Source organism: Halalkalibacterium halodurans, assembly GCF_005671335.1.
GTDB classification, from domain to species: Bacteria; Bacillota; Bacilli; order Bacillales; family Bacillaceae_D; genus Halalkalibacterium; species Halalkalibacterium halodurans.
In genome coordinates this window covers 611,519-636,023 of the sequence record NZ_CP040441.1, presented here as the reverse complement: position 1 = coordinate 636,023, position 24,505 = coordinate 611,519, and the positions used below count along the sequence as shown (strand labels likewise).

Here is a 24,505-nt window from a genome sequence, read left to right as displayed (position 1 = left end):
TACTCAATTATGCCCCATACAAAAAAGAAGCTTCACACAAGTTTGATCAAACCTATGAGAAGCATCTTATGTTTTTCCAGCCATCATGAAACCGCTACACTGATTTTATCTTCCGTCTCTTGATTCATGTCCTCTGTTTCATCTTCACGATCCCATGCCAATAGTAACTGATTTACATCTTGTTTTAACGCTAAGAGCGGCTTTGCTTCTTGGACTAGTTTTTCCAATGTAGATAGTTCATCATCGCTAATTTCTGTTAGTTCTTCAAACATTTCAACAGATTCACGAGAGATTGAAGCAATTTCTTCAATTGTTGTCATGATCTGTTGAGAGGCAGCTGATAATTCCTCTGTACTAGCAGAAGAATTCCCATTATTCTCAGCAATCGTTCTCGTAGCAGTTAAAATCTTTTCAAACATGGCTCCTACCTCTACTATGGTCGTATTTGTATCTTCAAATTCTTCTGTACCTTTTTGCATTGACCCTACAACAATTCCTGTTTCTTCCTGTATATTCTTCACAATATTTGATACTTCAGAAGAAGACTGACGTGATTGCTCAGCCAATTTCCGAACCTCATCTGCAACAACCGCAAACCCTTTACCGTGTTCTCCCGCACGAGCAGCTTCTATGGAAGCGTTCAATGCCAATAAATTAATTTGTTCTGAAATCCCAGTAATGACTTTTACAATCATGCCGATTTCGTGGGACTTTTCCCCAAGTTTATTTATGGCATCATAGGTTGTATTGATTGTTTGATTAAGCTGCTTCATTTTTTCCAAAGAATCCTTTAACTTCTCGCTTCCTTCTTGTGTCAAGTCTAAGGTCGTATTTGACAGTTCAGAAATTTCATTAGATCTCTGGGATAAATCTTCGATCGCTTGGGTCATTTCTTCCATCGACATGGCATTTTCTTCTGTAGCCACTAGTTGTTTGTTTAATCCTCTACCTACCTCATCGATTGCTGCTCTGACAATATCAGCCTTCTCAGTAGCGTATTCTCCAATTTCAGCTAGATTTTCTCCTTTTTCATGTACGTTTTTTGAGAATAAAAGAAACTTTTCCCTCACACGACTAACAAACTCGATTAGTTGATTAAATACAGCATGATTGGAACTTTTTTCGTCCATTTTGTTAACCAGTTTTCCTGCTACTATTTCTTTCATTCCGTTTGTTATTTCTTTATGAATCGGTTGGTGCTTCAGCGAAAAATACCGGTATGCAAAATACACTGTTGTGCCCAATAAGATCACAATAAGAACAACCATTATAGCTTCCATGATAAACAAATCCCCTACTTTTTTATTTATTGTGTAGAATCGATGATGAACACTTTAAAGCTCTTTGATTAAAATATAGGTTCCATCTGCTATATCTGAAGGAATATCTTTTAACCTAGCATTCTCTTCGTATTTATGTACAATCTCATTTCCTTCTACATCTTTATACTTCTTCATATTGTGATATTTCTCCATCACACGGATCGACTTTGCGTTTGTCGCTTCAGCTAAAATCGCCTTTAATCCTTGCGAAGATGCCTTTGTTATCAATTTATTCCCTAATTGTTGAATAATGTCGTGACGGTTATATTCAGCTGTCACCCCTAACATGAACAAATGCAATAACTCTCCATCTTCAAGCTCTTTTCCGTTTCGTTCTTTAAAGTCTTCCATGAAACGTTTATCCACATCTTCTAAAACACGTAGAATCACATTCATATCATAAAATGAACCTTCAAATACATCTTCTCCGATAATCTCTGGCGCATTGGTATCGCCAGCAAGCACACCAACAACATGATGATCATGATCTAAAGCGACTGCGCAATATCCCTGCTCTACGGTGGAATCTAAATAATCTTTTGTGAACTGATAGAAGTCGTCATAACGTAGATTTAATTGACCTACCATCGGTTCCTGCACCCATTTTCCTGAGACATCCACCCCGATAAATGAACGGGCTAGACAATCTGCGGCCTGCTCAATTAACGCAGTCTGTTCCTTCGTAATTATTTTATATGTGTATAACACTTCTGTTTTTTGCACGTATTGACTTCCTTTCAAATCATAATCTAATCATTCCCCATGACGCAGCTTTTACATCGAATGGGCGATACGATCGACAAATTTGCCAGGGAACTCGATTCTTTCAAGAGCATTTCTGATTTGAACTTGAGCAATTTTTGATGAAGGTTTGACTACGATGATATCCTTAAAACCTAAACTAGAATAAAATTGCATCGTTTGTCCTAACTGGGGTACAACTTTTGATGGGACTGGTGTTTGGTAAGTAGCGTCAACAACGAACGTATACTCTTGTTTTGGCACTTTATGAATGGTGTCCTGCAAATCTTTCATATAACCTTCTACATCTTCCTCTCTCATTAAACCGTGCACCTGTACATGTATTTCCTTTGCGGTTTCATTAATCCCCATTTTATATTTTCGTTTATCTACTACGATCATCTCTCCATCTCCTTTTTCTTATCGTTTGCGATACTCATCATATTCCACCGAAGCCTAATAAATAAAAAGCTACCTCAGACGTGAATGAGGATAGCCAATTAAACATTTGTGATCCTTTTTGACAACTCGACTATCCCTATTCAGAAGGATTTCAGACTCGCAGCTTTGCGTCTTTCCATTTCAATCACTCGCCTTTTTCAAGGCATAAAACCAGGACTAATATCATAATCATAACTTTACCGATACTAGTATAAAATACTTATTATTCCTTGTCTACTCTGGTATAATTTTCATAATTATTAGATATATTAAATCAGGCCATTTATTATAATTTAGACAATCCTAGTATGATAATGAGATGACAAAAGGAGCCTCCCACAAATTAGGATTTACGAAAATGGGAGGTACTTCACCTTTAAAAGATGTCGAAGCTGAAACAAATTACTTCTTGCTGAAGAGGAGCTTCAAGATTATTTCTAGCCTATATAGAAGGTAAAGATGACCAGTAAAGAAAAAAATCGAGCTTGTAGAAAATATAATGGATGCTGAAGGTACAGAGGAAGAAATCGATCGATTTATCGATGCTTTGGAGGAAGAACACCCCTGATCCAAACATTATTTGAAGTTTGTTTTGGCTCGGGATGATGGCATCTACAGTTGCAGCAAGTACTTGAAACCAAGATTAAAAAAAGCCGAGATTGAAAAGAAATATCACTCCCTACTCTTTTCGTCATACCCATACACCCCTACTTAATGAGGCTATTGTAGGTATTAAAGAGATCCAGTAGCATTTTTGGTTATAGTGACATTAATACCAACATGAACATTCACGAAGAAAAAGACAAGTTAACAATTAAAATAAAAACATTCTTCTCTACCACTCATAAACAAACCCCCGCCTAAAATAGACGAGGGTTTTCTCATTTTTCATATAGTTGCGAGGACAAATGCGCGGATAGTTCTAAGCGTTAATAGCTGAAACTATTGATGTAATAGGGCTTTTTAAGCCTAATTACATCATGCCGCCCATGCCACCCATTCCGCCCATGTCAGGCATTCCGCCGCCGCCTTCGTTTTCCTCAGGCTTATCAGCGATCACCGCTTCTGTTGTGAGGAACATAGCGGATACAGATGCTGCGTGCTGAAGCGCAGAACGAGTTACTTTTGTCGGGTCAACGATACCAGCTTCAACCATGTTCACCCATTCACCAGTTGCTGCGTTGAAACCGAAGCCAGCTTCTTCTTTCTTGAGGCGCTCGACGATCACAGAGCCTTCAAGACCTGCGTTGTGAGCAATTTGACGAACTGGCTCTTCAAGGGCACGAAGAACGATGTTCACACCTGTTGCTTCGTCACCTTCTGCACCGATGCTAGAGACTGCTTTAATCACGTTCACAAGGGCAGTACCACCACCAGCAACGATTCCTTCTTCTACAGCCGCGCGAGTAGAGTTCAACGCGTCTTCGATGCGGAGTTTGCGCTCTTTCATTTCAGTTTCAGTAGCTGCACCGACTTTAAGAACAGCGACGCCACCAGCAAGCTTCGCTAAGCGCTCTTGAAGTTTTTCTTTATCGAAGTCAGATGTTGTTTCTTCGATTTGTGCTTTGATTTGATTAACGCGAGCTGCGATTTTATCGCTTTCGCCAGCACCTTCAACAATCGTTGTGTTCTCTTTCGTTACAACGACTTTGCTTGCGCGACCAAGCTGTGCGATGTTCGCAGATTTCAAGTCAAGTCCAAGGTCTTCTGTGATCACTTCACCGCCAGTAAGGATCGCGATGTCTTCAAGCATTGCTTTACGACGATCACCGAATCCAGGAGCTTTCACCGCTACTGCGTTAAATGTTCCACGAAGTTTGTTCACCACAAGTGTTGCAAGAGCTTCACCTTCTACATCCTCAGCAATGATAAGGATTGGCTTGCCTTGTTGTACAACTTGCTCAAGAACTGGTAATACTTCTTGGATGTTAGAAATCTTCTTATCTGTGATCAAGACATAAGGGTTGTCAAGAACCGCTTCCATCTTGTCAGAGTCTGTCACCATGTAAGGAGACGCATAGCCGCGGTCAAATTGCATACCTTCAACCACTTCTAGCTCTGTAGAGAATCCTTTAGACTCTTCGATCGTAATAACGCCGTCGTTACCTACGCGCTCCATTGCTTCAGCAATGATTTTCCCTACTTCATCGTCAGCAGAAGAAATCGCCGCAACTTGAGCGATTGAATCTTTGCCTTCGATTGGCTTAGAGATTTTAGAAAGTTCTTCAACGGCTACTTGAGTCGCTTTTTCGATTCCTTTACGAATCACCATTGGGTTCGCGCCAGACGTGACGTTTTTCAAGCCTTCGCGAATCATCGCTTGTGCAAGGACCGTTGCTGTTGTTGTACCGTCCCCAGCAATGTCATTTGTCTTGCTTGCCACTTCTGCAACAAGCTTTGCACCCATGTTTTCAAACGCATCTTCTAATTCGATTTCCTTTGCGATGGTTACACCGTCATTTGTAATAAGTGGAGAACCGAATTTCTTTTCAAGAACGACGTTACGACCTTTTGGTCCTAGCGTTACTTTTACTGCATCAGCAAGTTTATCTACACCACGAAGCATAGAGCGACGTGCGTCTTCGCTAAACTTAATATCTTTTGCCATGTTATTCTCAACCTCCTGAATGGTATTTTACAAAAGAGGAATAAACAAAAACCTCTCGTCTTACATGTATGTAGGGATAACCCTACGTAAAATTAACCGATAATCGCGAGAATATCGCTTTCACGAAGGATTAAATACTCTTTACCATCATATTTTACTTCCGTACCTGCGTACTTAGAGAAGATGACAGAATCGCCTTCTTTCACTTCCAACGCGATTTTCTCACCATTTTCCGTGACACGACCCGTACCAACAGCAACGACACGTCCTTCTTGTGGCTTTTCTTTCGCCGTATCAGGAAGCACGATACCGCTCGCCGTTTTTTCTTCAGTTTCTACTTGCTCAATCACAACACGATCACCTAATGGCTTTAACAAGGAAAACACCCTCCTTTAGAGCTTATAAGATTTTCCTTGTTAGCACTCTCTTCAAACGAGTGCTAACACAGTTACAATGATAATCAGAACCTGCTTATTTTGCAAGCCCTTCACAAATTTTTTTACAAAAAATTTTCGAATGACATCGGTTTGGCATAAAGGAAAAAATTGCTTGAAACCTCTTCTAGTATATCCTCGTATTTTTTGGATATACACCCTAACTATAATTCTTCATCCCATCTGGCATTCCTTCTGCTTTTTCCGAATAACTATGTTAAAATATAGTGATGTATAGCCTTATGATAAAGGAGATCTCAACTTGAATAAACGATATTGGTTGGTCATACTTACATATGGATTAACTCAAGTTTCCGCCTTTATAGGAGTTCCTCTGCTATTAATACTAGGGTTCCAACAAGAGCAAATTCCAGGCATTTGGAGCTTTATTTCGTTCCCGATCGGATTGGCGATTATTCTCTGGCTTTTGCGACCAGATTTCCGAAATCGTCACATGATTCGCAACCGTTCCTCACGGGGGGAGGCAGTCGCTTGGTCGATTCTTGGTGTTATATTGGTGTTTGTCGCCCAAGCAATCGCAGCTTATATTGAAATGACTGTATTTGGGATTGAGCCTGGATCGGAAAATACGGAGATGATCGTTGAAGTCACTAGAGCCTTCCCTGCATTCATCATCGTCACGTCCATTATTGGCCCAATTTTAGAGGAAATTGTTTTCCGAATGATTATTTTCGGCGCCTTGTATAAACGATTTAATTTTTGGATTGCCGCGCTTTTAAGCTCGTTCATTTTCGCCGCCGTCCATCTCGACTTCACCCATTTACTCGTCTATACAGCCGCTGGCTTTGCATTTGCCTTCCTCTACGTAAAAACGAAACGGATTCTCGTTCCAATTGTTGCCCATGTGGCCATTAACGTCTATGTCGTGCTCGTCAACCTCATTTTTTATGACAAAATTATGGATCTACAAAGACAGCTAGAAGAACTACAAATGTTTATTGGAGGGTTGTTATGAAGATCAGTCCTACCTTTTTAACCCTCCTGTATTTTACGATGGCAGGGTTAGTCACCTTTTTTGCGATTCACGTCGTGAATGAAAATGGCTGGAATTTATGGGCGTGGATCATGATTGCCATGGCTGCCTATAATGTAATTATCGCCATTCGCTTCTACCAGCTTGGAAAACAACTGAAAAAAAGAGACCGGTAAGCTTTTACCAAACGAAAAAGGGGGGATTCTCAGCCCCCCCCTTTTTATATTTTTGAAAAACGTTCAAACACATCCATTAACTCGGCGATTGCTTCTTCGCTCTTCCCTTTTTCCACTGCATCAACCACGCAATGACTCGTATGACGCTCCAACAAGTTGAGGCTGACCTTCTTTAGCGCCGCATCGATCGCCGACAATTGGACGAGAATATCAATACAGTATCGATCGTCATCGATCATTTTTTGGATTCCGCGCACTTGCCCTTCAATACGCTTCAACCGATTCATTAATTGTTCTTTTTCCTTTTCATCTCGTGGATGTGATGGGCTTTTGTGTTCATGCGCCATCTTAGCACCCCCCTCTAACCTTTCAATATTATTTAATTTGGAAACGCTGCAGACGTAATGCATTCAAGACGACGGAAACAGAGCTGAACGCCATTGCGGCTCCCGCTACCCATGGTGCTAATAAACCGGCAGCAGCAATCGGAATTGCAGACGTATTATAGACGAAAGCAAAAAATAAATTTTGCTTAATGTTTCGCATCGTTTTTTGGCTCATGAGGACTGCATCTGCAACCCGATGCAAGTCATCCCCAAGCAAGGTCAAATCAGCGGCCTCGATGGCAATGTCGGTCCCTGAACCGATCGCCATCCCTACATCGGCCGTTGCTAATGCTGGGGCATCATTTAATCCGTCGCCAACCATGGCGACCGTTCGTCCTTGTTCCTGCAGCTTACGGATTTGTTCACTCTTATCCTTCGGTAAAACTTCAGCAATCACCTGTTCAATTCCAACATCATTCGCAACAGCACGGGCCGTCCGTTCATTATCCCCTGTTAACATGACAATGTCCAATCCAAGCGCCTTTAACCGTTCGATGGCCTTTTTAGAAGATGGCTTCAACTGATCGGCTACGGCCACATGAGCTGTTAGAATGCCGTCAACAGCCATGAACATCACCGTTTCCCCTCGGGCTTCTCGCGCTTCGGCACTCGAAAGCGCTTCTTTATAATCAACCTGATGCTCGGCCATGAGCTTTCTCGTTCCAACGAGCACGTTCCTTCCAGCAACCATCGCTTCAACGCCATGTCCCGGAATCGCAGAAAACGAGTCAGCCTCCAAGCGATCCACGCCTAGCTGTTTCATCCCGTCCACAATCGCTGTTGCTAATGGGTGTTCAGATCGCCGTTCTGCAGCATGAAGCATGGTGGCCATTTCCTTCTCGTCAGCTGATCCGTACGTGACGAAATCAGTAAGCGACGGTTTTCCTTCCGTCACCGTTCCCGTTTTATCGAGAACAACTGTATCAATTCGCTGCGTATGTTCAAGATGTTCACCGCCTTTAAACAGCACACCTAACTCTGCGGATCTACCCGAACCAGCCATAATGGATGTCGGCGTTGCAAGCCCTAGAGCACAAGGGCACGCGATGACCAAAATGGAAATCGTCGGAATGAGTGCACTTGTGACGTTGCCTGGATCAATCACCATATACCATACGAGAAACGTAAGGACGGAAATAGCAACAACGACAGGAACAAAAACACTAGAGACTTTATCGACCGCACGTTGAATATCTGCCTTTGAGCCTTGCGCTTCCTCGACCACTTTCACAATTTGCGCGAGGGCCGTATCTTTTCCGACTCGCGTGGCTCGAATACGAAGTGACCCGTTATGATTAACGGTAGCACCGATGACTTGATCGCCAACATCTTTTTCGACTGGGATGCTCTCCCCGGTAAGCATTGACTCATCCACGGCAGAGTAGCCTTCCACCACTTCTCCATCGACGGGAATTTTTTCGCCTGGTTTGACGAGAAGGAGATCCCCTGTTTTCACTTCTTCCAACGGAATTTGCTCCTCTTTCCCCTCTCGAATGACGCGGGCTGTTTTCGCCTGCAAGCCAAGAAGCTTACGAATCGCCTCACTCGTACGGCCCTTCGCTCTTGCTTCAAAGTATTTTCCAAGAACAATAAGGGTAATGATAATCGCTGATGCTTCAAAATATAATTCCGGCATCATCCCCTCCCGCGTCCCATACAACCAATCATAGCCGAGATACATGCTGTAAAAATAAGCAGCCGATGTACCGAGGGCGACGAGTACATCCATGTTCGCGCTCTTATGGCGAAGGGCTTTATACGCTCCAACGTAAAACGGAGCCCCTATATAAAACTGAACGGGTGTCGCAAGCAACAATTGAACCCATGGATCCATAAATAGATGAGGCATCCAAATGAACGAAGTGAATTCAAAATGTGTCACCATCGACCAGAGGAGGGGAAACGTTAAAACCGCTGAAATCCAAAAGCGGCGCTTCTGTTTTTGTAATTCACGTTCCCGTACATCTCCTTCTTCAGCGTCACCTGTTTTGCGCTTTAGTGTGTAACCTATCTGCTCGATCGCCTGTTCCAAATCAGACGGTGATACACTTTCCGGTCTGTATTCGACCGTAGCCGTTTCAAGCGCAAGGTTAACAACCGCTTTGTGGACCCCTTCAAGACGATTCAGCTTCTTTTCAATTCGGTTAGCACAAGCGGCACACGTCATTCCAACCACGTCAAATTCCACTCTGTCGATTACCACTTTGTACCCGAGCTGCTCTACTTTTTCAATAACCTGCTCTGGCTGAACCTTCTCTGGATCATACACTACCGTCGATCGTTCAAGCGTTAAGTTTACATTTGCCTCTTGAACGCCATCCATCCGTTGTAAGCCCTTTTCGATTCGATTGGAGCAAGCGGCACATGTCATCCCCTGAATATCCAACGTTAATTCTTTTTGATTTTTCATTCTCACACCTCCCTATACCCCTATTAGGTATATAACATTTCGTATAAAAAGCCGTCAATGAGACGGCAAAGCTTATTCTACATCATATCCCTGGTCTTCAATTGTATCCTTAATTTTATCAATCGAGACTTGATCCTCTTTATAGCTCACATTAACTGTTCCTTTATCTAACTGAACAGTAACTTTTTCTACCCCTGTTAATTGCCCGACGTTTTCTTCAACTGCTTTCACACAATGTTGACAAGACATTCCTTTTACATTTAAAGTAGTCTCCACTTTTTACCCCTCCTTTTCTCTTCTCTCACAATGTACTATACCCCCCTATTGTATGTCAAGTGCTTTTATTCCATGATGAAACTACCGCTATATTTCGGGCTGCTTGTTCTAGTAATGAATCGCCTTGTTGCATCGCTTCGTCCAATGACATGATCCGCGGAACGAGAGAAAAAGCAGCATCAATTCCATGCTCAAAAACCGCTTCATAACCTTGGCCTAAGCTTCCGGCAATCGCAATGACCGGCACACCATATTGTTTAGCCGCCTTTGCTACCCCAATAGGTGTTTTCCCATACACCGTTTGTTGATCGATTCTTCCTTCACCTGTAATGACGAGGTCTGCATCCTTCACGAGCTCATGAAAATTAGTTGCCTGTAACACGAGCTCCACTCCTGGGCTGAGCATTGCGTCAAGAAAAGCGATTAGCCCTGCCCCTAATCCTCCTGCCGCACCCGCACCTGGAATCGAAGCCACTTCTTTTCCTAACTCCTCTTCAATGATGTTGGCAAAGTGCAAAAGCTGTTCATCCAGTTCGCGGATCGTTGCTCGCGTGGCTCCTTTTTGCGGCCCATAAACAACCGCCGCTCCCTTTTCACCCACTAACGGGTTGTCTACATCACATGCCACTTGAAGCTTCACCTGTTGGATTCTTGGATCTACCTTACTCATGTCGATTCGTGCAAGCTCCTTTAGTTTACCTCCACCTTTTCCAATCGGCTCCCCGTTTTCTTTCAGCAGCCTGACACCGACTGCCTGCGCCATGCCGGCACCGCCATCGTTTGTGGCGCTCCCTCCAATTCCTAGGATGATTTGCTCTACACCTTCATCGAGGGCATCGATGAGCAATTGTCCAGTCCCATAGGTAGATGTCCATAGCGGATTCCGCTTTTCCTTCGGTACGAGATGAAGACCAGACGCCTGTGCCATCTCAATAACAGCGATTTTTCTATCTCCCGAAAGGCCATATTCAGCCTCCACCGTATCTCCTAATGGTCCCTCGACTTTAACTACCTTTCGCTCACCTTGAAGAGCATCAACGATCGATTGGACCGTCCCTTCTCCACCATCGGCCATCGGAATGAGCCGATAGTTAGCATTAGGAATAACACGCCTGAATCCTTTTTCTATCGCTCTTGCTGCTTGTAAAGCGGTCATGCTCTCCTTAAAAGAGTCCGGTGCAATTACGATTGTGTTCATCTTTTTCAACCTCCTATGCTTACATAGTCACTGAACTACTCCAAAAATGAAGTTCGATCGTCGCGCGGCATTTACTTAGACGTTCTTCCATGTTTACTCCCTTACTTCCTGCTGTTGTGCTAAAGTGGTCCTCCGATTAAAAAAAGACCAAGGCGTCTTCCCTTGATCTTTTGTTCAACCATTAACTTGCCGTGGAATTGACCCGCTCTTGTTCACCTTGCTTCGCTTTTTTTTCCAACCAGTATGCTGCTGGGATGGAAAGAGCCGTGAGGAATCCAACAATGAAAAAACCTTCATTGATTGCCTGCAAAGTCGCTTCCTCAAAAGAGGTAGAGACAAGGGCAAGCTGGCCGCGGCGTACCTCAAAGAACACAGAGATAAACACAATCCCGAACGCCGAGCTCATTTGTCGCAACACATTGTTCATTGCTGACCCACGGGAGATAAGTCCTTCAGGAATAGCATTCATCCCTGTCGTAGTTGCTGGCATCGTCGTCAATCCCATACCTACCCCGCGAATCGCCATCCAAGCAAAAATATACCATAATGCCGTCTCAAGATGAAGGTAGCCAAGAGCGAACGTACCAACAGCCGCAATCATCATCCCGGCCGTCATAATCCCACTCGGGCCACGCTTATCCAACATACGGCCACCGATCGACATCGTCAGTCCCGTAAAAAGGGCAGAAGGTAAGAATACAAGTCCTGTCATAATCGGGCCATAATCGTATACTTGCTGGAGCAAAAGCGGCACGAGAAAAATTCCCGCAAATAATCCGATCGATGAAATACCTGCTACCCATATACTTAAAGAATAGGCTGGGATGCGAAAAAGGCTCAAATCTAAAAGTGGCTGCTCTGCACGTTTTTCCACTTGCACAAACACGTACAGACACAACGCTCCAAGTAACAGTAAAACCCCGTTTATCCATTCGGTTAAATGGGTTAAATCCGACATCCGACCGAACGCTAAAGGAATCGAGCCAACTCCGGCCGTCACAAATAAAAAGCCCCAACGATCCAGTTTGATTTGTCCACTTCGCGCGATTTTTGGTAGATAAATGACGGCGGCAATAATGCCGAGTAGCCCAAACGGAATGTTAACTAAAAAGAGATATTTCCAATTGGATGTCTCAACAATAAATCCGCCAAGAGTCGGGCCAATGGTCGGCGCCATCATGGAGGCAACGCCCCATACGCCCGTTGCTAAGCCCCGCTCATTTCGCGGAAACGCATCGAAAATGAGCGTCATGGACAAAGGCATCATGACCCCACCACCAATTCCTTGCAATCCGCGGAAGACGATCAAGGAAGGTAAATTCCATGACAATGCGCCAAGCAAAGAGCCGAGCACAAAAATGCCAAGACCGAGAATATATGCCTCTTTTTTTCCGATCTTATCACCTAGATAGCCTGTGAGCGGCATCGTCATCCCCATCGCGACCATGAAGATCGTGATGACCCAGCCGGTGGCAACGGCATCCGCTTCAAAGACGTTCATCAATTGAGGGATGGCAGGGTTAAGCATACTATTATTTAAAATCATCGTGAATGAACCGAACAAGACGGCACAAACGACCATCCATTTTTTCGGAATGTTTTTCATCATCTGTCACACCATTTCGCTTTTCGAAATAACTATTATCCATCTTAACAGATTTTCGATTAGAATGTCCTGATTTTAGCCCATGTTAGAACAGTTTCCATTACATTTTACTGTTACAGTTATCATGAGTTTGTCTTTCCGTTAATAGAAAAAAGAGCTAGTAAGCCTAGCCCTCCTCCTGTCTATATTCTTCTTGCCTCAATTTCTCTAGCTTTTGTACTTTTCGATATGTTAAGTGTGATACCCAAATGCTAAATTCGTACAGCAGTAATAGAGGTACCGTAACCATTAAATGGGAAATTAGTTCAGGTGGTGTAATAAAACCTGCGACGACTAGTAAGACAAAAAAGGCATATTTCCGTACACTGCGCAAAAATTCCGGGGTCACGATTCCAAGTCTTGTGAGGAACATAACCACCACCGGCAGTTGGAATAGCACACCGAACGGCATCGTAATCTGGAACAAAAACGTAAAGTATTCATTGATCCCATAAAGCTCGTTAATGTGTAACCGTTCCGCTAATCCCCCGATAAATTGGATCAGAAACGGAAACAAAATAAAATAGGCAAACGAAAGTCCACCAAGAAATAGGAAAAATGCAATCGGTATATACGCTAATGTGGCCTTGCGCTCGTTTTCATGAAGACCTGGACTGACGAAGGCCCACAATTGATATAAAATAATGGGAAATACAAGAATAAACGCACTCGTAAAAGCAAATGTCATATAGACCCGCAATGGATCTGTCAATTTGAATGCGTTCATCGGAAGGTCTTGTGCCGTCGGTGCGCCTTGTAAATACGTAATCATCGGTGTTGCCAGAAAAAATCCGACAACCAAGGCGATGGCAAAAAAGACGACGATGATTAAAATCCGCCGTCTTAACTCGGCGATATGGTCCATTAAGGACATGTCTCGTTCGTTCATACAACTACCTTCCTACTGTCCGTTCTGTTGATTCTCGTACTTTTTCTTATCGTCGTCCTCGTCCGCTAAGCCCTTTGTAGCATTTTTAAATTCACGCAATGTGTTTCCTGCCGCTTTCCCAAGCTCAGGCAATTTTTTCGGTCCGAAAATAAGCAACGCAACAAGTGCAATAATAAGAATGCTACCTGCACCTAATCCTCCAGGCATACTGACACCCCCTTCTTGTCCTATATCCTATTATAAAGGATAATGCTTTAAAAAATAAATGAGCGCCTGCAATTCAACCGATAAGTCAATATGGTGAACACGAACGTGCTCTGGCACCGCAATTCTTGCTGGTGTAAAGTTCAAAATCCCTTTCACTCCAGCGTTTACGAGACGGTCTGCTGTTTTTTGGGCAACCGCAGCAGGCACTGTTAAGATCGCCACCGATACGTCTGACGTTATTTTGTTCTCTAAATTGTCAAGATTTTCGATTTTTACACCACTAACAGTATTCCCTATTTTTTCCCGATCTACATCAAACGCCATGACAATTTGCGTATGATTGTTTTTTGAAAAGTTATAGTTTAACAAGGCGGTCCCTAGATTCCCTACACCGATGAGCATGACCTTCGTCAGCTCATCCTGATGAAGCGTCTTTCGAAAAAAGGTTAGCAAATAATTGACGTTATAGCCGTAGCCTTTTTTTCCGAGTGCACCAAAATAGGAGAAGTCACGCCGAATCGTCGCTGAATCCACCTTGACTGCTTCACTTAGCTCAGATGAGGAGACCCGTTGTTTTCCTGAAGCGTGCAAATTTTCAAGAAAGCGATAGTATAACGGTAAACGTTTAGCCGTTGCTTGTGGAATTTTCGTTGGTTCGTTGTTCATAGTCTGCCCCCAATTATCTACACGTCCTTATTCATGTCGTTTACTATTGTACACTATTTTCTCAAACCATGTAATCGTTTTACTTTCAGAGTCGTTTGTTGTTGATCGACCGGTATTACGGTACACTTAAAATAGACAACAAATGAATGTAGGATGATAAAAATGATTGTATTGCAATGTGTGAATATCACAAAATCGTTCGGGGCCGAAACGATTTTGTCGAACATTAAGCTTGAAGTAAAAACAGGAGATCGCGTCGCCCTTGTCGGCCGAAACGGAGCCGGGAAGTCGACGTTATTAAAAATCATCGCGGACAAGCTCTCCTATGATAGCGGTGATCTCATCATTCCTAAAGGTGTAGAAATCGGCTATTTAGAGCAGCATACAGGTTTAGAATCCGACCTCACGATATGGGACGAGATGCTGTCTGTCTTTGAACCGCTCCAGCAAATGGAACGGAGATTGCGGAAAATGGAAGAACAAATGGCGAACCCTTCTCTTTTAAACAATGCCTCGAGCTACGAAAAGCTCTTGGAGGAATATGACTCATTGCAAGTGGAGTTTAAAGATCGTGGCGGTTATCAATACGAGGCAGACATCCGCAATGTTCTCGCTGGTTTGCAATTTGCTGATTTTCCTTACCATGAAACGAAAATCGCCACTCTAAGCGGTGGGCAAAAGACACGTCTTGCTCTCGGAAAGCTATTACTGACAAAGCCTGACTTGCTTATTTTAGATGAACCGACGAACCATTTAGACATCGATACTCTATCATGGTTGGAGCAATATTTATCCGCGTATCCTGGGGCGATTTTGATCGTCTCCCACGATCGCTATTTCCTTGATAAGCTCGTGACGCAAGTCTATGAAATCTCACGAACGAAATCAACGAAATATGTCGGCAACTACAGTCACTATTTAGATGAGAAGGCACTTCGGTATGAGCAGGAGTTAAAAGAGTTCGAAAAACAGCAAAAAGAAGTGGCAAAGCTTGAGGATTTTATTCAACGTAACATCGCCAGAGCGTCGACAACAAAACGGGCGCAAAGTCGACGAAAAGCCCTTGAACGGATGACGAAACTAGATCGACCGAACAGCGACGAAAAATCGGCTTCCTTTTTCTTTGATATCGAGCGACAAAGCGGTAATGATGTTCTCCGTGTTCGCGATCTTACGTTCAGTTATGACGGAGATCCCCTTTTTTCTAGGTTAGATCTTGACCTAAATCGCGGAGAAAGTGTTGCACTCATCGGACCTAACGGTGCAGGAAAGTCAACGCTGCTAAAGCTGTTAACTAAAAAGCTTCAAGCTGAGCAGGGCACCATTGAGTATGGAAGTCACGTAAAAATCGGCTATTATGATCAGGAACAGGCGAACTTGCACTCGAACAAACAAGTGCTTTATGAGCTTTGGGATGATTACCCCCTTTTACCTGAAAAGGACATCCGTACGGTTCTGGGAAACTTTTTGTTCAGCGGCGAAGACGTGCTAAAAGTGGTGTCTGATTTGAGTGGAGGCGAAAAGGCACGCCTAGCGCTCGCCAAACTTATGATGGAGAAAGCGAACTTGCTTATTATGGACGAGCCGACCAACCACTTAGATCTCGATAGTAAAGAAGTGTTGGAAAACGCGTTGATCGATTATCCAGGAACGCTCTTGTTCGTTTCCCATGATCGTTATTTTCTAAACCGAATGGCGACACGAATTATCGAACTAGATGGAGGACAACCATCTGTCTTTTTAGGAGATTATGATTACTATTTAGAGAAAAAGCAAGAAATCAAAGAGCGGGAACGACTCGATGAATCATCTTCACATGCCGCAGCTGCCTCATCAAAGAAAGGGAGCTTTGAACAGGACAAGGAACAAAAGAAACGAGAGCGCCAGCGTCAACGGCGAATCGAACAAATTGAAGCCTCCATTGAGGAACTAGAGAAGCAACTGTCTACACATGAAGAAGCCCTCTGTAATCCGGAAGTGTTTACAGATCATGAGAAAGCTCTCTCACATCAACAGACCATCGATGAAGCGAAAAAAGCCGTCGATGCCCTCATGGAAGAATGGGAGCTTCTCCATGCAGAAGAAGGATAATAAAGCTCCCCCAGAAGACAACACGTTTTCAAGGGGGAGTTTTGTTACATCTCTTTTCCTTCGCTCATCATTTTCCCATTTTGCATTTGGGCAAGCAGCCAATAATAGTTCGTGGACACGATGAAAAACATGGAGGTTGCAGCCGCTACTACCCCTGAATCGTTTAACAACAATAGGGCTACTGAAGCAACAATGCCCCCTTTTAAAAACAACGATTGACCAGCGTCATATTTTTTGGCACTTTGCGTCCAGATCAGAACACCGAGAAGAAGGTAGCTCGTCACAAAAAGCTGTGTCCAGTTTGAATAGCGAAAAATCGTCATGTTCATGGCTACCTTTCGTTTCATTGTTTGAAGGACGTACTGGATATCTCCAGAAAGCAGCCGCTCATACGCGTCACCTATATGTGTAGACGGGCTATTCATTTGTAAAACAAACAGTAACAAAAGGGTGATGAGAAGTGCGCCCCCACTCACAATGACTAAATTCCACTTTGACAGCTGTTTTCCAATGAGCGTATAACCGACAAAGGCACACGCAATCCCCGCCGACAGCGTAGCTCCAGCATTCGCTCCAAACTGACTCATTCCGAGCATCATGAGTGTAAATCCGCTCACCACAAACACAATCACTAGCCGTTTCCACAGCTCTGTTTGCCAAACAGCTCCTGTGATGAGAAGAACAGCTGCAGCTATGTACAATCCGGCAAATTCATTGCCAATCCCATAATAACGGGCCCCTATGATCGGATCATAGCCAAGATACGAAGTGGCAATGAACGGGCCACCGTTCATTAAATCTATGCTGATCGCAGCAAATAAAAGAAATCCTAAAAGCCAGATCGGTTGTGCGCTTAGTTGTGTCGCCGTCCACCCCAAAATAAGGGAACATCCAATAACCGTGAGCACGAAGAGATATGGGCCAACTTCGTGCACGAATGGCGTCAATACTAATAGCCAAAGTGGCGTACTAACGGCCGAAGCAAGAATCATTTTCATCCCTAATCGCCAGCGTGGGTTCCCTTTTTTTACCCAACTTCCGATGCTCGCCACAAGAAGCATGACGACAAGCATTGTAATATAGCTAGATAAGACCGCCCCACGTGTACGAAAAATCGTAAATCGCTTATTCACTTCAGAGACAATTGCCTCTTTATCGTTTTCTACACTATCTACTTGAAACAGAAGGGGCCTCCCTGTCATTTGTGGGTCCGGACTAATATGAAAGTACGATAGGATCGTTGGCGCCACGTCAACATTGGCAAGTACATCAGACCTGCGAGTAGAAGCAGAATACGGACTACCTTTAAAGCCGCTGCCCCAAAAATAAGTGGGGGCTAAACGCTTCTTTTGCTTATACGCCTCATCGTGCATGATCGGGGCAAGAAGCCATACATCAGAGGCAGAGCCTGTCGTCACGTTGTGAATAAATGTCTCTAGACGATAGAGCTCCTTAGCCCGCTTCTCTGCAAAAATAGCTGATGGCATGTTCTTTTTCTGATCAAATAATCGGTACAGATCCCCCCACTCAATTACAGTGAATGCTTTCGAATCGGTTTGGTCACGCAGCTTTGAGAGCAGTGCCTCTTCGTTCATCGCCATTCCGTGCGGTGCACTCATTAGGGCTCGTACCGTTCCTTGTAGATCACCGGTAGCCCTTCCTTGACCATCCATGACAAACAAAGATCCGTAACGATGTGGTTCTGTTGCCGTATCGCTATGTCCAAAAACGTTCATTGTCACATCGTGTTGCTTTAGTAACGTTCCGAGTCGACCAACGAGATGGCCTTGAGCATTTTTTTTAACCAATTGAGGGAGGTAAGGATGAGAAAGCTGGCTTTCTTGCTTTTGACTAAGCCACTGTTGCATGATGGCTTCCACCGGTTGTCCTAATACGAGCTCCCCTCGTTCAAACGCATTCCAATCACTTACCCCTTCTCCTCTCGCTCCAAGACTCAATGTCACTGTACTATTTAGGTAAGAGTACGGACCATCGGATCGAATATTCATCGCCGCCAAGTGTCCCGTTTCCCACATATCTGAATGCTGCCCATGTTCTAACAACCACTCTACTTCATCAAAAGAAAGGGATGGAACGAGAAGAAGAATCAGATTGCTTGTTTCATGTTCAAAGGCTTCAGCTAGCGACGAACACCCTAAAATTAACATTGATGCTAATAAACACGAATAAAACCATTTCATGATAAATGCCCCACTTTAGCGATTTTTCTACATATCCACATTTTTCACAGGATTACTCACAGATAAAATTAAGTTTTTACAAGGAAAATAGGTGTTATCCCCAAAACACCCCATTTATCCACAGCATTTTTGTGCACAACTTAAAGTCCATTCCGTTCCCTATTTTTATTAGTTTTCCACTTCATCCACATGTTTGTGGATAAATATTATCCGGACGATAGTCGGGACTTTTTTTTCCTTAAATCCTCTAAAGAAAGAAAACTTACCGATGTCATAACAATTAAAAACCCCTTTCTAGTTTTTACTCCTAGAAAGGGGTTATACATCGGTTAATCGTTCTCTAGCTCTAAACTTGGCTGGCCGTTTAAATCCATACCAGCAAACGTCTGTTGCTTGAATTTTATACTTGCTGCTGCACCAATCATGGCGGCGTTGTCTGTACAAAGTGAAAGAGGAGGAATCACTAAATCGATTGGCTCTTTAAAAAATGCTTCCTCTAGAGCAGTACGTAATCCTTTGTTGGCAGCAACTCCACCCGCAAGGAGCACCTGTCTGACCTTATACTCTTCTGCTGCTTTTTTCGTTTTTGTCACTAGTACATCAATCACACTGGCTTGAAAGCTGGCCGCTACATCCTCTGCCTGAACGTTTTCTCCTCGCTGCTTTGCATTGTGGAGCGTATTAATCACGGCTGACTTTAAGCCACTGAAGCTAAAGTCGAACGAGTCAGGCTCCAGCCACGCCCGAGGAAATTGGAGCGTATCCTCCCCGTTTACCGCTAGTCGGTCGATATGCGGGCCACCTGGATACGGAAGACCTAATGTTCGGGCCACTTTATCATACGCTTCCCCTACTGCATCGTCACGAGTTTCACCAATCACTTCAAACTCCCCGTGATTCTCCATATAGATCAATTCGGTATGCCCGCCGGAAACGACAAGGGCTAGTAAAGGGAACTCTAGCTCCTTTAGCAGGCGATTAGCATAAATATGCCCAGCAATGTGATGGACTCCGATAAGAGGGAGTTGATGGGCAAAGGCGATCGCTTTGGCCGCATTGACACCAATGAGCAAAGCTCCAACAAGTCCAGGCCCTTCGGTAACAGCAACCGCTGCTAGGTCAGCAAAGTCCACTCCAGCCTCATGCATCGCCTCCTCCACAATGACTGTAATTTGTTCCACATGATGGCGGGAGGCGATCTCAGGGACAACACCGCCAAACCTTTTATGGCTATCAATTTGCGACGAAACAACATTACTTAAAATGGTGGTTCCACTTTCAATCACAGCTGCCGATGTTTCATCACAACTCGTTTCAATCGCTAAAATCAATTCTCGTTCATTCATGACAACATCACCCACATGACTAGTGCGTCCTCTTGATTATCGGTATAGTAGTTTTTCCGAATGCCCCCGGCTTGAAACCCAAATTTACGGTAAAGTCGTTGAGCAATTTCGTTTGAGATTCGCACTTCTAATGATAATTTTTTCGCTCCCAATAATCGGGCAAATTCCAGGATGTATCGAAGCAAAGCCTCGCCGCGCTTTTCCCCACGATAGTCGGGATGGATCGCAATATTAGTAATATGAGATTCATCATAAACGACCCAAACACCACAATACCCGACAATTTGCTCTCCTACTTCATATACGACATAGCGGGCAAATTGATTATTTGTAACTTCATTTATGAACGCTTCTCGACTCCACGGAACGGTAAATGTTTGCTCTTCTACACGAACCACCGCATCCACATCATCAACAGTCATAAAGCGGATGCGCTCTTTCTTCTCAACCATTGTTTTCATCCTGCCGTTTCGCTTCACGCCATTTTGCTTCTGCTTCTGCCAATTGCAAATAGCTTGGTGCAAATGCATGAAGGTTTTCTATCGGTGAACGCTGTTGTCCTAAACGGCCAAGCTCCGCAGGACGAGGTAACGAGTGCGTGAACGGGGCCCTTTTCACTTTTTCACCAAGCACAGCCGCAAATGTATCGTAATGCATGCTCACATCCTGACCGATTAGGAGCACATCTTCGCCTGCTTTAGCTAACATTCTCGCTAGATCTCCTGCCAAAATCAGTCGGTCTGCTTCAACCACGTCTACTTCTTTCCCATTCCATCGATACGTCCCACTGTAAATTTGCCCCCGTCTCGCATCAATTAACGGGACAATTAATTCTTTCGCATAGTAGCCGTGCTGTGCCATCACCTCAAGACTCGACACCCCCACTAGCGAGATACCTAACGACCAAGCCAACGTTTTGGCTGTTGTCACTCCAATACGAACCCCTGTATAAGAACCCGGCCCTTGGGCGACAACGATCCGCTCAAACTCATTAGGAGCTACGCCCACCTCCTTCATTAATGACTCGATGGCAGGCATGAGTCGCAGTGAATGATTTTTTTTAAGGTTTGTCGTCACTTCTCCTACTAACTGGTTACCGTCCAAAATGGCAACTCCCATTACATAGGTGGACGTATCAATCGCTAACGTCTTCATGATCCAATAACTCCTTTAATACCTCTTCCCAGCGCTCTCCGTAGGCTGTAAATGAAAGCTGGCGTTCGTTTTCCCCTGCATGAGTAATCGTAATCGCTAAGCGAACAGGAGGTAGCCGCCCTTCAATCAAGCTGGCCCATTCCACGACCGTCACTCCATCCCCGTGGAAATATTCATCAAATCCAAGGTCCTCTTCCTCTTCATTTAATCGATAAACATCCATATGATAGAGGGGTAATCGTCCTTTGTATTCACGAATAATTGTAAACGTCGGGCTCTTGACGACACGTTTTATGCCTAAGCCAAGAGCAAGTCCTTTTGTAAAGCTTGTTTTCCCTGCACCCAAATCTCCTTCTAGTGTAATCACATCTCCGGCAAGAAGCTTGTCTGCTAGCTTTTGCGCAAATGCCATTGTAGCCTCAGGCGACTGGGTTATCATCATCAACCGTTTCATTCCATCACCTTTTATTTTGCGAAATGATTATATCCACTTTTTTTCAATACGCTACGGGCCGTCCCTTCCTCCAACTCAACAACAGGACTCCCCGCCTCTACATAGCCGATCTCAGTCAAGGAAATCCCTCGCTTTATAGCTAGCTGTTGCAAAGAAGCAAAAGCGTCGACCGCTGCCGTACCAATCAATTGAAAATCTTCGCCACCAAACAGCGCCCATTCAAGCTGTTGTTCCTTTGAAAAGGTCTCCATAGCAGGGTGGAGGGGAATGGTGTTAGCTTTGAGCACAAGCTTCACTTTACTTGCCTCTGCTAATTCATTGGCCTCGCTTGCCACCCCGTCGCTAACATCGTTGAGGGCGATCCGATAGCCCGAACGAGCAAATAGGTGCCCTGCTTCCACCTGCGGCTGTGGCTGTTGATGGGCTAGAACGAGTAGCTCCTCTTCTTCTGTAAAGGGACCGTGAAGGCCTTTTTTATTTAAAAGCTCTAACCCTGCGGCAGATTGACCGACCGTACCTGTCAGGAAGACTACATCCCCTGGCCGAGCACGTTGCCGAAGCAAGCGAGTTCCTTTCGGGACATGCCCTACCGCTGTTACCGTCACGACAAGCTTTGCATTCGTCGAGACCGTATCTCCACCAATTAAATCCATTCGGTAGGGCGCTGCGCACTCAGCCATCCCTCTATAAAGAGTTTTAATCTCCCGATCAGACCATTGGGGAGGGACCGCAATGGACACGAGATAAAACTTTGGCGTAGCCCCCATCGCCGCTAAGTCGCTTATGTTGATCGCTAACGCTTTGTATCCAATTTGAAAAGGCGTTAACGTGTCACGCCTGAAATGAATTTCTTCCACCATCGTGTCCACACAGAGCACTTCCTCCATTTCAGGTGCTCCTTCATAAATCGCAGCATCATCACCAATTCCAACATGCAATGAAGGTTGATGAACGTTTGCCGGAGAGATTGAACGAATAAGTGAAAACTCATCGCGCATGGGGATCACCTCCTTATGAAGCCCTTATCCGATCTGTTTCATCCTCTATTAGTGTAGCCGATTTTCTCTCCGTTCCCAAGCATAAAAGCAAAAATCTGTCCCCAGCACAAAAGAGGTTCTTAGTCAAATGTTGGGGTGGCATAGGAGGGCGAGCCCCTCTTATCCTACCCCGAATGTCTGATGTTTGAATTGATGATGCAAGAGAATACGGTTTCGCAAGCGATCATAACGCCGAAAACCAAAGGCATTTCTCTTAATCACCTTCGTTTGATTATTCAGTCCTTCAATAAAACCATTGTTTAAGCCAAACGCGAGGCTATTCAAGATCTCGGTCTGCCAGTTCTTCAGCGTCTGAATGGCTCGGTGGAACTCCTTTAACCGGCTCGCCTCCACTCTTCGGTAAAAGGCGTAGAGCCCTTGCTTCACCTCGCTCATTCGTCCTTCCCTTCCTTGCATCTTCGCTTCTTGATACCACCGACGAAAATGTTCTTTTAGCTCATACGCTTCCCTTAAATCAGGGGATAGCTCTAAGTACCGCTCCACCTTCTTCTTTTGCTTATCATCCAGTCTTTCTCTCTCTTTCTGAAACAGATGTTTGATCCGTTTACATCGTTTTCGATGATACGGATGGAACGCTTTTTGCACTCGGCGGCGAACCCCTTCCAGAGCCCAGTAGATGTAACGACAGAAATGGAACGGATCCCCAATGATGAGCGGGTGGCCTAAGGCCTTTTGAACAGCCGACTTGAAGGTATAACTAAGATCCATCACGACTGTTTTTACATGATGACCCTTCTCTTGAAGATATCGTTTAAGCGTATCGGCTTTACGATCCGGTAAGATATCCAACGGCTTCCGTGTATCTGCATCCGCAATGATCACTTGATATTTCCCCGCATTCGTATCCCCTTTGTAATCATCAATCGCAATCCGAGGAGGAAGGTGATCCACCTTCTTCACGAGGGGGGCCGCCAATTGATCAAACCGGCGCATGGCAGTTGTCACGGACGTTTGGAATTGATTCGCTGTGTCCGTAAAGTTCTTCCCTTGAATGAGCCGTAAGCGAAACGCTTGATTCCATTCCACTGTCTGACGCTGATATCGCTCTACAAAACAGGCTTTCTCCGCAAACCGCTTCCCGCATCTGCACGCGTACCGGCGCTTTCGATAGAATAGATACACCCACCGTTCAAAGAGCTTGAGATGTTGAACTTTTTGGATGCGGTAATCATGGATTCTCTCGGTTCTCTCCCCGCAGGATGGGCAACGATGAGGCGTTCGCGGCATTTCTACATGGAGCGCGATAAAGTCCTCTCGTTCCTCCATCTTTGTGACCTTCACACCTTTTAATCCGGGCAAATCCATGGTAAAATTCATCGTACACGCAGCTCCTATCCTTTCTTTGTTTCTCAACAATTCAAGGATAATGGATAAAGGAGCCTGCGTGCATTTTTTTTGCCCCTCTTTTGTGCAAAAACCCCAACATTTATTGTAGAGCCACAAAAGAAGACAGTAAAAAATCCCCATTCTTCCACGAATGAGGATATTTGGTATTGCGGGGGACGGATTTGAACCGCCGACCTTCGGGTTATGAGCCCGACGAGCTACCAGACTGCTCCACCCCGCGTCGTTATAAAGTAAATGGATGTTGTTGTTCCTAAGGTCGCTTTCTCGGCAGATGCTTCGCTCGTTGCTTCACCCCGCGTCCTAATGATGTTGTTTCTATAATGGATGCAGTTAAAGCTGCTTGGCAACGTCCTACTCTCGCAGGGGCAAGGCCCCAACTACCATCGGCGCTGAAGAGCTTAACGACCGTGTTCGGCATGGGAACGGGTGTGGCCTCTTCGCTATCGCCACCAAACAGTTT

General features: G+C 44.5%; 22 protein-coding genes, 1 tRNA gene, 1 rRNA gene, 1 pseudogene and 1 riboswitch. Of the genes and pseudogenes, 3 read left to right on the top strand and 22 right to left on the bottom strand.

What is annotated here, in order from left to right; all coding sequences use genetic code 11:
* Positions 1–83: 83 nt before the first annotated feature.
* The 5 genes from FED51_RS03200 to groES form a co-directional block, all read right to left on the bottom strand.
* Positions 84–1,280, bottom strand: coding sequence for a methyl-accepting chemotaxis protein (locus tag FED51_RS03200; RefSeq protein ID WP_041820215.1), 1,197 nt, complete (start codon positions 1,278–1,280; stop codon positions 84–86).
* 54 nt (positions 1,281–1,334) lie between these two features.
* Positions 1,335–2,045, bottom strand: a complete 711-nt coding sequence (locus tag FED51_RS03195; protein ID WP_053432275.1) for a hypothetical protein — start codon at positions 2,043–2,045, stop codon at positions 1,335–1,337.
* Between the two features lie 51 nt (positions 2,046–2,096).
* The gene (locus tag FED51_RS03190) at positions 2,097–2,465 is read right to left on the bottom strand and encodes a hypothetical protein (protein ID WP_053432276.1); all 369 of its coding nucleotides are present in this window, start codon (positions 2,463–2,465) and stop codon (positions 2,097–2,099) included.
* Between the two features lie 117 nt (positions 2,466–2,582).
* Positions 2,583–2,668, bottom strand: a riboswitch (cyclic di-GMP riboswitch).
* A gap of 809 nt (positions 2,669–3,477) precedes the next feature.
* Complete coding sequence (gene groL, locus FED51_RS03185) at positions 3,478–5,112, bottom strand: chaperonin GroEL (protein ID WP_053432277.1); 1,635 nt, start codon at positions 5,110–5,112, stop codon at positions 3,478–3,480.
* Positions 5,113–5,204: 92 nt separating this feature from the next.
* Positions 5,205–5,489: a co-chaperone GroES gene (groES, locus tag FED51_RS03180; RefSeq protein ID WP_010896738.1), complete on the bottom strand. Its 285-nt coding sequence runs from the start codon at positions 5,487–5,489 to the stop codon at positions 5,205–5,207.
* A gap of 319 nt (positions 5,490–5,808) precedes the next feature.
* Between groES and FED51_RS03175 the strand changes: the two genes are divergently transcribed.
* Both FED51_RS03175 and FED51_RS03170 read left to right on the top strand, forming a co-directional pair.
* On the top strand, positions 5,809–6,522 hold the full coding sequence (locus FED51_RS03175; RefSeq protein WP_053432278.1) for a CPBP family intramembrane glutamic endopeptidase: 714 nt from the start codon (positions 5,809–5,811) through the stop codon (positions 6,520–6,522).
* Positions 6,519–6,716 (top strand): YdiK family protein, encoded by a 198-nt coding sequence (locus FED51_RS03170; protein ID WP_010896736.1) that lies wholly within the window; start codon positions 6,519–6,521, stop codon positions 6,714–6,716. Before FED51_RS03175 ends, FED51_RS03170 begins: the two co-directional genes overlap by 4 nt.
* 44 nt (positions 6,717–6,760) lie before the next feature.
* On the opposite strand, the gene FED51_RS03165 is transcribed toward FED51_RS03170, so the two are convergent.
* The 8 genes from FED51_RS03165 to FED51_RS03130 form a co-directional block, all read right to left on the bottom strand.
* Positions 6,761–7,063 (bottom strand): metal-sensing transcriptional repressor, encoded by a 303-nt coding sequence (locus FED51_RS03165; protein ID WP_010896735.1) that lies wholly within the window; start codon positions 7,061–7,063, stop codon positions 6,761–6,763.
* A gap of 28 nt (positions 7,064–7,091) precedes the next feature.
* A complete protein-coding gene (locus FED51_RS03160) occupies positions 7,092–9,512 on the bottom strand; it encodes a heavy metal translocating P-type ATPase (protein ID WP_053432279.1) in 2,421 nt (806 codons plus the stop codon).
* Between the two features lie 72 nt (positions 9,513–9,584).
* Entirely contained in the window at positions 9,585–9,788 is a 204-nt protein-coding gene (gene copZ, locus FED51_RS03155; protein ID WP_010896733.1) for a copper chaperone CopZ, read from the bottom strand.
* 55 nt (positions 9,789–9,843) lie between these two features.
* Positions 9,844–10,986 carry a glycerate kinase gene (locus FED51_RS03150; protein ID WP_053432280.1) on the bottom strand — a complete coding sequence of 381 codons (1,143 nt, stop codon included), beginning with the start codon at positions 10,984–10,986 and terminating at the stop codon, positions 9,844–9,846.
* A 181-nt stretch (positions 10,987–11,167) separates the two neighbouring features.
* Positions 11,168–12,592, bottom strand: a complete 1,425-nt coding sequence (locus FED51_RS03145; RefSeq protein WP_138091087.1) for an MDR family MFS transporter — start codon at positions 12,590–12,592, stop codon at positions 11,168–11,170.
* A 166-nt stretch (positions 12,593–12,758) separates the two neighbouring features.
* On the bottom strand, positions 12,759–13,520 hold the full coding sequence (gene tatC, locus FED51_RS03140) for a twin-arginine translocase subunit TatC (RefSeq protein ID WP_053432282.1): 762 nt from the start codon (positions 13,518–13,520) through the stop codon (positions 12,759–12,761).
* Positions 13,521–13,532: 12 nt separating this feature from the next.
* Positions 13,533–13,727 carry a twin-arginine translocase TatA/TatE family subunit gene (locus tag FED51_RS03135; RefSeq protein ID WP_053432283.1) on the bottom strand — a complete coding sequence of 65 codons (195 nt, stop codon included), beginning with the start codon at positions 13,725–13,727 and terminating at the stop codon, positions 13,533–13,535.
* Positions 13,728–13,757: 30 nt separating this feature from the next.
* A complete protein-coding gene (locus FED51_RS03130) occupies positions 13,758–14,393 on the bottom strand; it encodes a redox-sensing transcriptional repressor Rex (protein WP_010896728.1) in 636 nt (211 codons plus the stop codon).
* 162 nt (positions 14,394–14,555) lie between these two features.
* Here FED51_RS03130 and FED51_RS03125 point away from each other — a divergent pair, with 162 nt between their 5' ends.
* A complete protein-coding gene (locus FED51_RS03125) occupies positions 14,556–16,484 on the top strand; it encodes an ABC-F family ATP-binding cassette domain-containing protein (protein ID WP_053432284.1) in 1,929 nt (642 codons plus the stop codon).
* A gap of 44 nt (positions 16,485–16,528) precedes the next feature.
* On the opposite strand, the gene FED51_RS03120 is transcribed toward FED51_RS03125, so the two are convergent.
* From FED51_RS03120 to rrf, 9 genes and pseudogenes are all read right to left on the bottom strand, one after another.
* Complete coding sequence (locus FED51_RS03120) at positions 16,529–18,685, bottom strand: hypothetical protein (protein WP_053432285.1); 2,157 nt, start codon at positions 18,683–18,685, stop codon at positions 16,529–16,531.
* A gap of 329 nt (positions 18,686–19,014) precedes the next feature.
* On the bottom strand, positions 19,015–20,031 hold the full coding sequence (tsaD, locus tag FED51_RS03115; protein WP_083445657.1) for a tRNA (adenosine(37)-N6)-threonylcarbamoyltransferase complex transferase subunit TsaD: 1,017 nt from the start codon (positions 20,029–20,031) through the stop codon (positions 19,015–19,017).
* Positions 20,028–20,483, bottom strand: a complete 456-nt coding sequence (gene rimI, locus FED51_RS03110) for a ribosomal protein S18-alanine N-acetyltransferase (RefSeq protein ID WP_138090277.1) — start codon at positions 20,481–20,483, stop codon at positions 20,028–20,030. Before rimI ends, tsaD begins: the two co-directional genes overlap by 4 nt.
* A complete protein-coding gene (tsaB, locus tag FED51_RS03105; RefSeq protein ID WP_053432288.1) occupies positions 20,476–21,186 on the bottom strand; it encodes a tRNA (adenosine(37)-N6)-threonylcarbamoyltransferase complex dimerization subunit type 1 TsaB in 711 nt (236 codons plus the stop codon). Before tsaB ends, rimI begins: the two co-directional genes overlap by 8 nt.
* Positions 21,167–21,640, bottom strand: coding sequence for a tRNA (adenosine(37)-N6)-threonylcarbamoyltransferase complex ATPase subunit type 1 TsaE (gene tsaE, locus FED51_RS03100; protein WP_010896722.1), 474 nt, complete (start codon positions 21,638–21,640; stop codon positions 21,167–21,169). Before tsaE ends, tsaB begins: the two co-directional genes overlap by 20 nt.
* Positions 21,641–21,651: 11 nt before the next feature.
* Positions 21,652–22,638, bottom strand: coding sequence for a thiamine-phosphate kinase (gene thiL, locus FED51_RS03095; protein WP_053432289.1), 987 nt, complete (start codon positions 22,636–22,638; stop codon positions 21,652–21,654).
* A gap of 159 nt (positions 22,639–22,797) precedes the next feature.
* A pseudogene (locus tag FED51_RS03090) lies at positions 22,798–24,022 on the bottom strand (ISL3-like element IS651 family transposase).
* A 169-nt stretch (positions 24,023–24,191) separates the two neighbouring features.
* Positions 24,192–24,265 (bottom strand) — tRNA-Met (locus FED51_RS03085).
* Positions 24,266–24,383: 118 nt separating this feature from the next.
* Positions 24,384–24,499, bottom strand: a 5S ribosomal RNA gene (gene rrf, locus FED51_RS03080).
* Between the last annotated feature and the right edge of the window lie 6 nt (positions 24,500–24,505).

Excerpts from the sequence above, each read along its gene's own strand:
- FED51_RS03200 (WP_041820215.1), bottom strand. The coding sequence starts at position 1,280 with ATGGAAGCTATAATGGTTGTTCTTATTGTGATCTTATTGGGCACAACA.
- FED51_RS03190 (WP_053432276.1), bottom strand. The coding sequence starts at position 2,465 with ATGATCGTAGTAGATAAACGAAAATATAAAATGGGGATTAATGAAACC.
- groL (WP_053432277.1), bottom strand. The coding sequence starts at position 5,112 with ATGGCAAAAGATATTAAGTTTAGCGAAGACGCACGTCGCTCTATGCTT.
- FED51_RS03170 (WP_010896736.1), top strand. The coding sequence starts at position 6,519 with ATGAAGATCAGTCCTACCTTTTTAACCCTCCTGTATTTTACGATGGCA.
- FED51_RS03165 (WP_010896735.1), bottom strand. The coding sequence starts at position 7,063 with ATGGCGCATGAACACAAAAGCCCATCACATCCACGAGATGAAAAGGAA.
- FED51_RS03160 (WP_053432279.1), bottom strand. The coding sequence starts at position 9,512 with ATGAAAAATCAAAAAGAATTAACGTTGGATATTCAGGGGATGACATGT.
- FED51_RS03150 (WP_053432280.1), bottom strand. The coding sequence starts at position 10,986 with ATGAACACAATCGTAATTGCACCGGACTCTTTTAAGGAGAGCATGACC.
- FED51_RS03145 (WP_138091087.1), bottom strand. The coding sequence starts at position 12,592 with ATGAAAAACATTCCGAAAAAATGGATGGTCGTTTGTGCCGTCTTGTTC.
- tatC (WP_053432282.1), bottom strand. The coding sequence starts at position 13,520 with ATGAACGAACGAGACATGTCCTTAATGGACCATATCGCCGAGTTAAGA.
- FED51_RS03135 (WP_053432283.1), bottom strand. The coding sequence starts at position 13,727 with ATGCCTGGAGGATTAGGTGCAGGTAGCATTCTTATTATTGCACTTGTT.
- FED51_RS03130 (WP_010896728.1), bottom strand. The coding sequence starts at position 14,393 with ATGAACAACGAACCAACGAAAATTCCACAAGCAACGGCTAAACGTTTA.
- FED51_RS03125 (WP_053432284.1), top strand. The coding sequence starts at position 14,556 with ATGATTGTATTGCAATGTGTGAATATCACAAAATCGTTCGGGGCCGAA.
- FED51_RS03120 (WP_053432285.1), bottom strand. The coding sequence starts at position 18,685 with ATGAAATGGTTTTATTCGTGTTTATTAGCATCAATGTTAATTTTAGGG.
- tsaD (WP_083445657.1), bottom strand. The coding sequence starts at position 20,031 with ATGAATGAACGAGAATTGATTTTAGCGATTGAAACGAGTTGTGATGAA.
- rimI (WP_138090277.1), bottom strand. The coding sequence starts at position 20,483 with ATGGTTGAGAAGAAAGAGCGCATCCGCTTTATGACTGTTGATGATGTG.
- tsaB (WP_053432288.1), bottom strand. The coding sequence starts at position 21,186 with ATGAAGACGTTAGCGATTGATACGTCCACCTATGTAATGGGAGTTGCC.
- tsaE (WP_010896722.1), bottom strand. The coding sequence starts at position 21,640 with ATGAAACGGTTGATGATGATAACCCAGTCGCCTGAGGCTACAATGGCA.
- thiL (WP_053432289.1), bottom strand. The coding sequence starts at position 22,638 with ATGCGCGATGAGTTTTCACTTATTCGTTCAATCTCTCCGGCAAACGTT.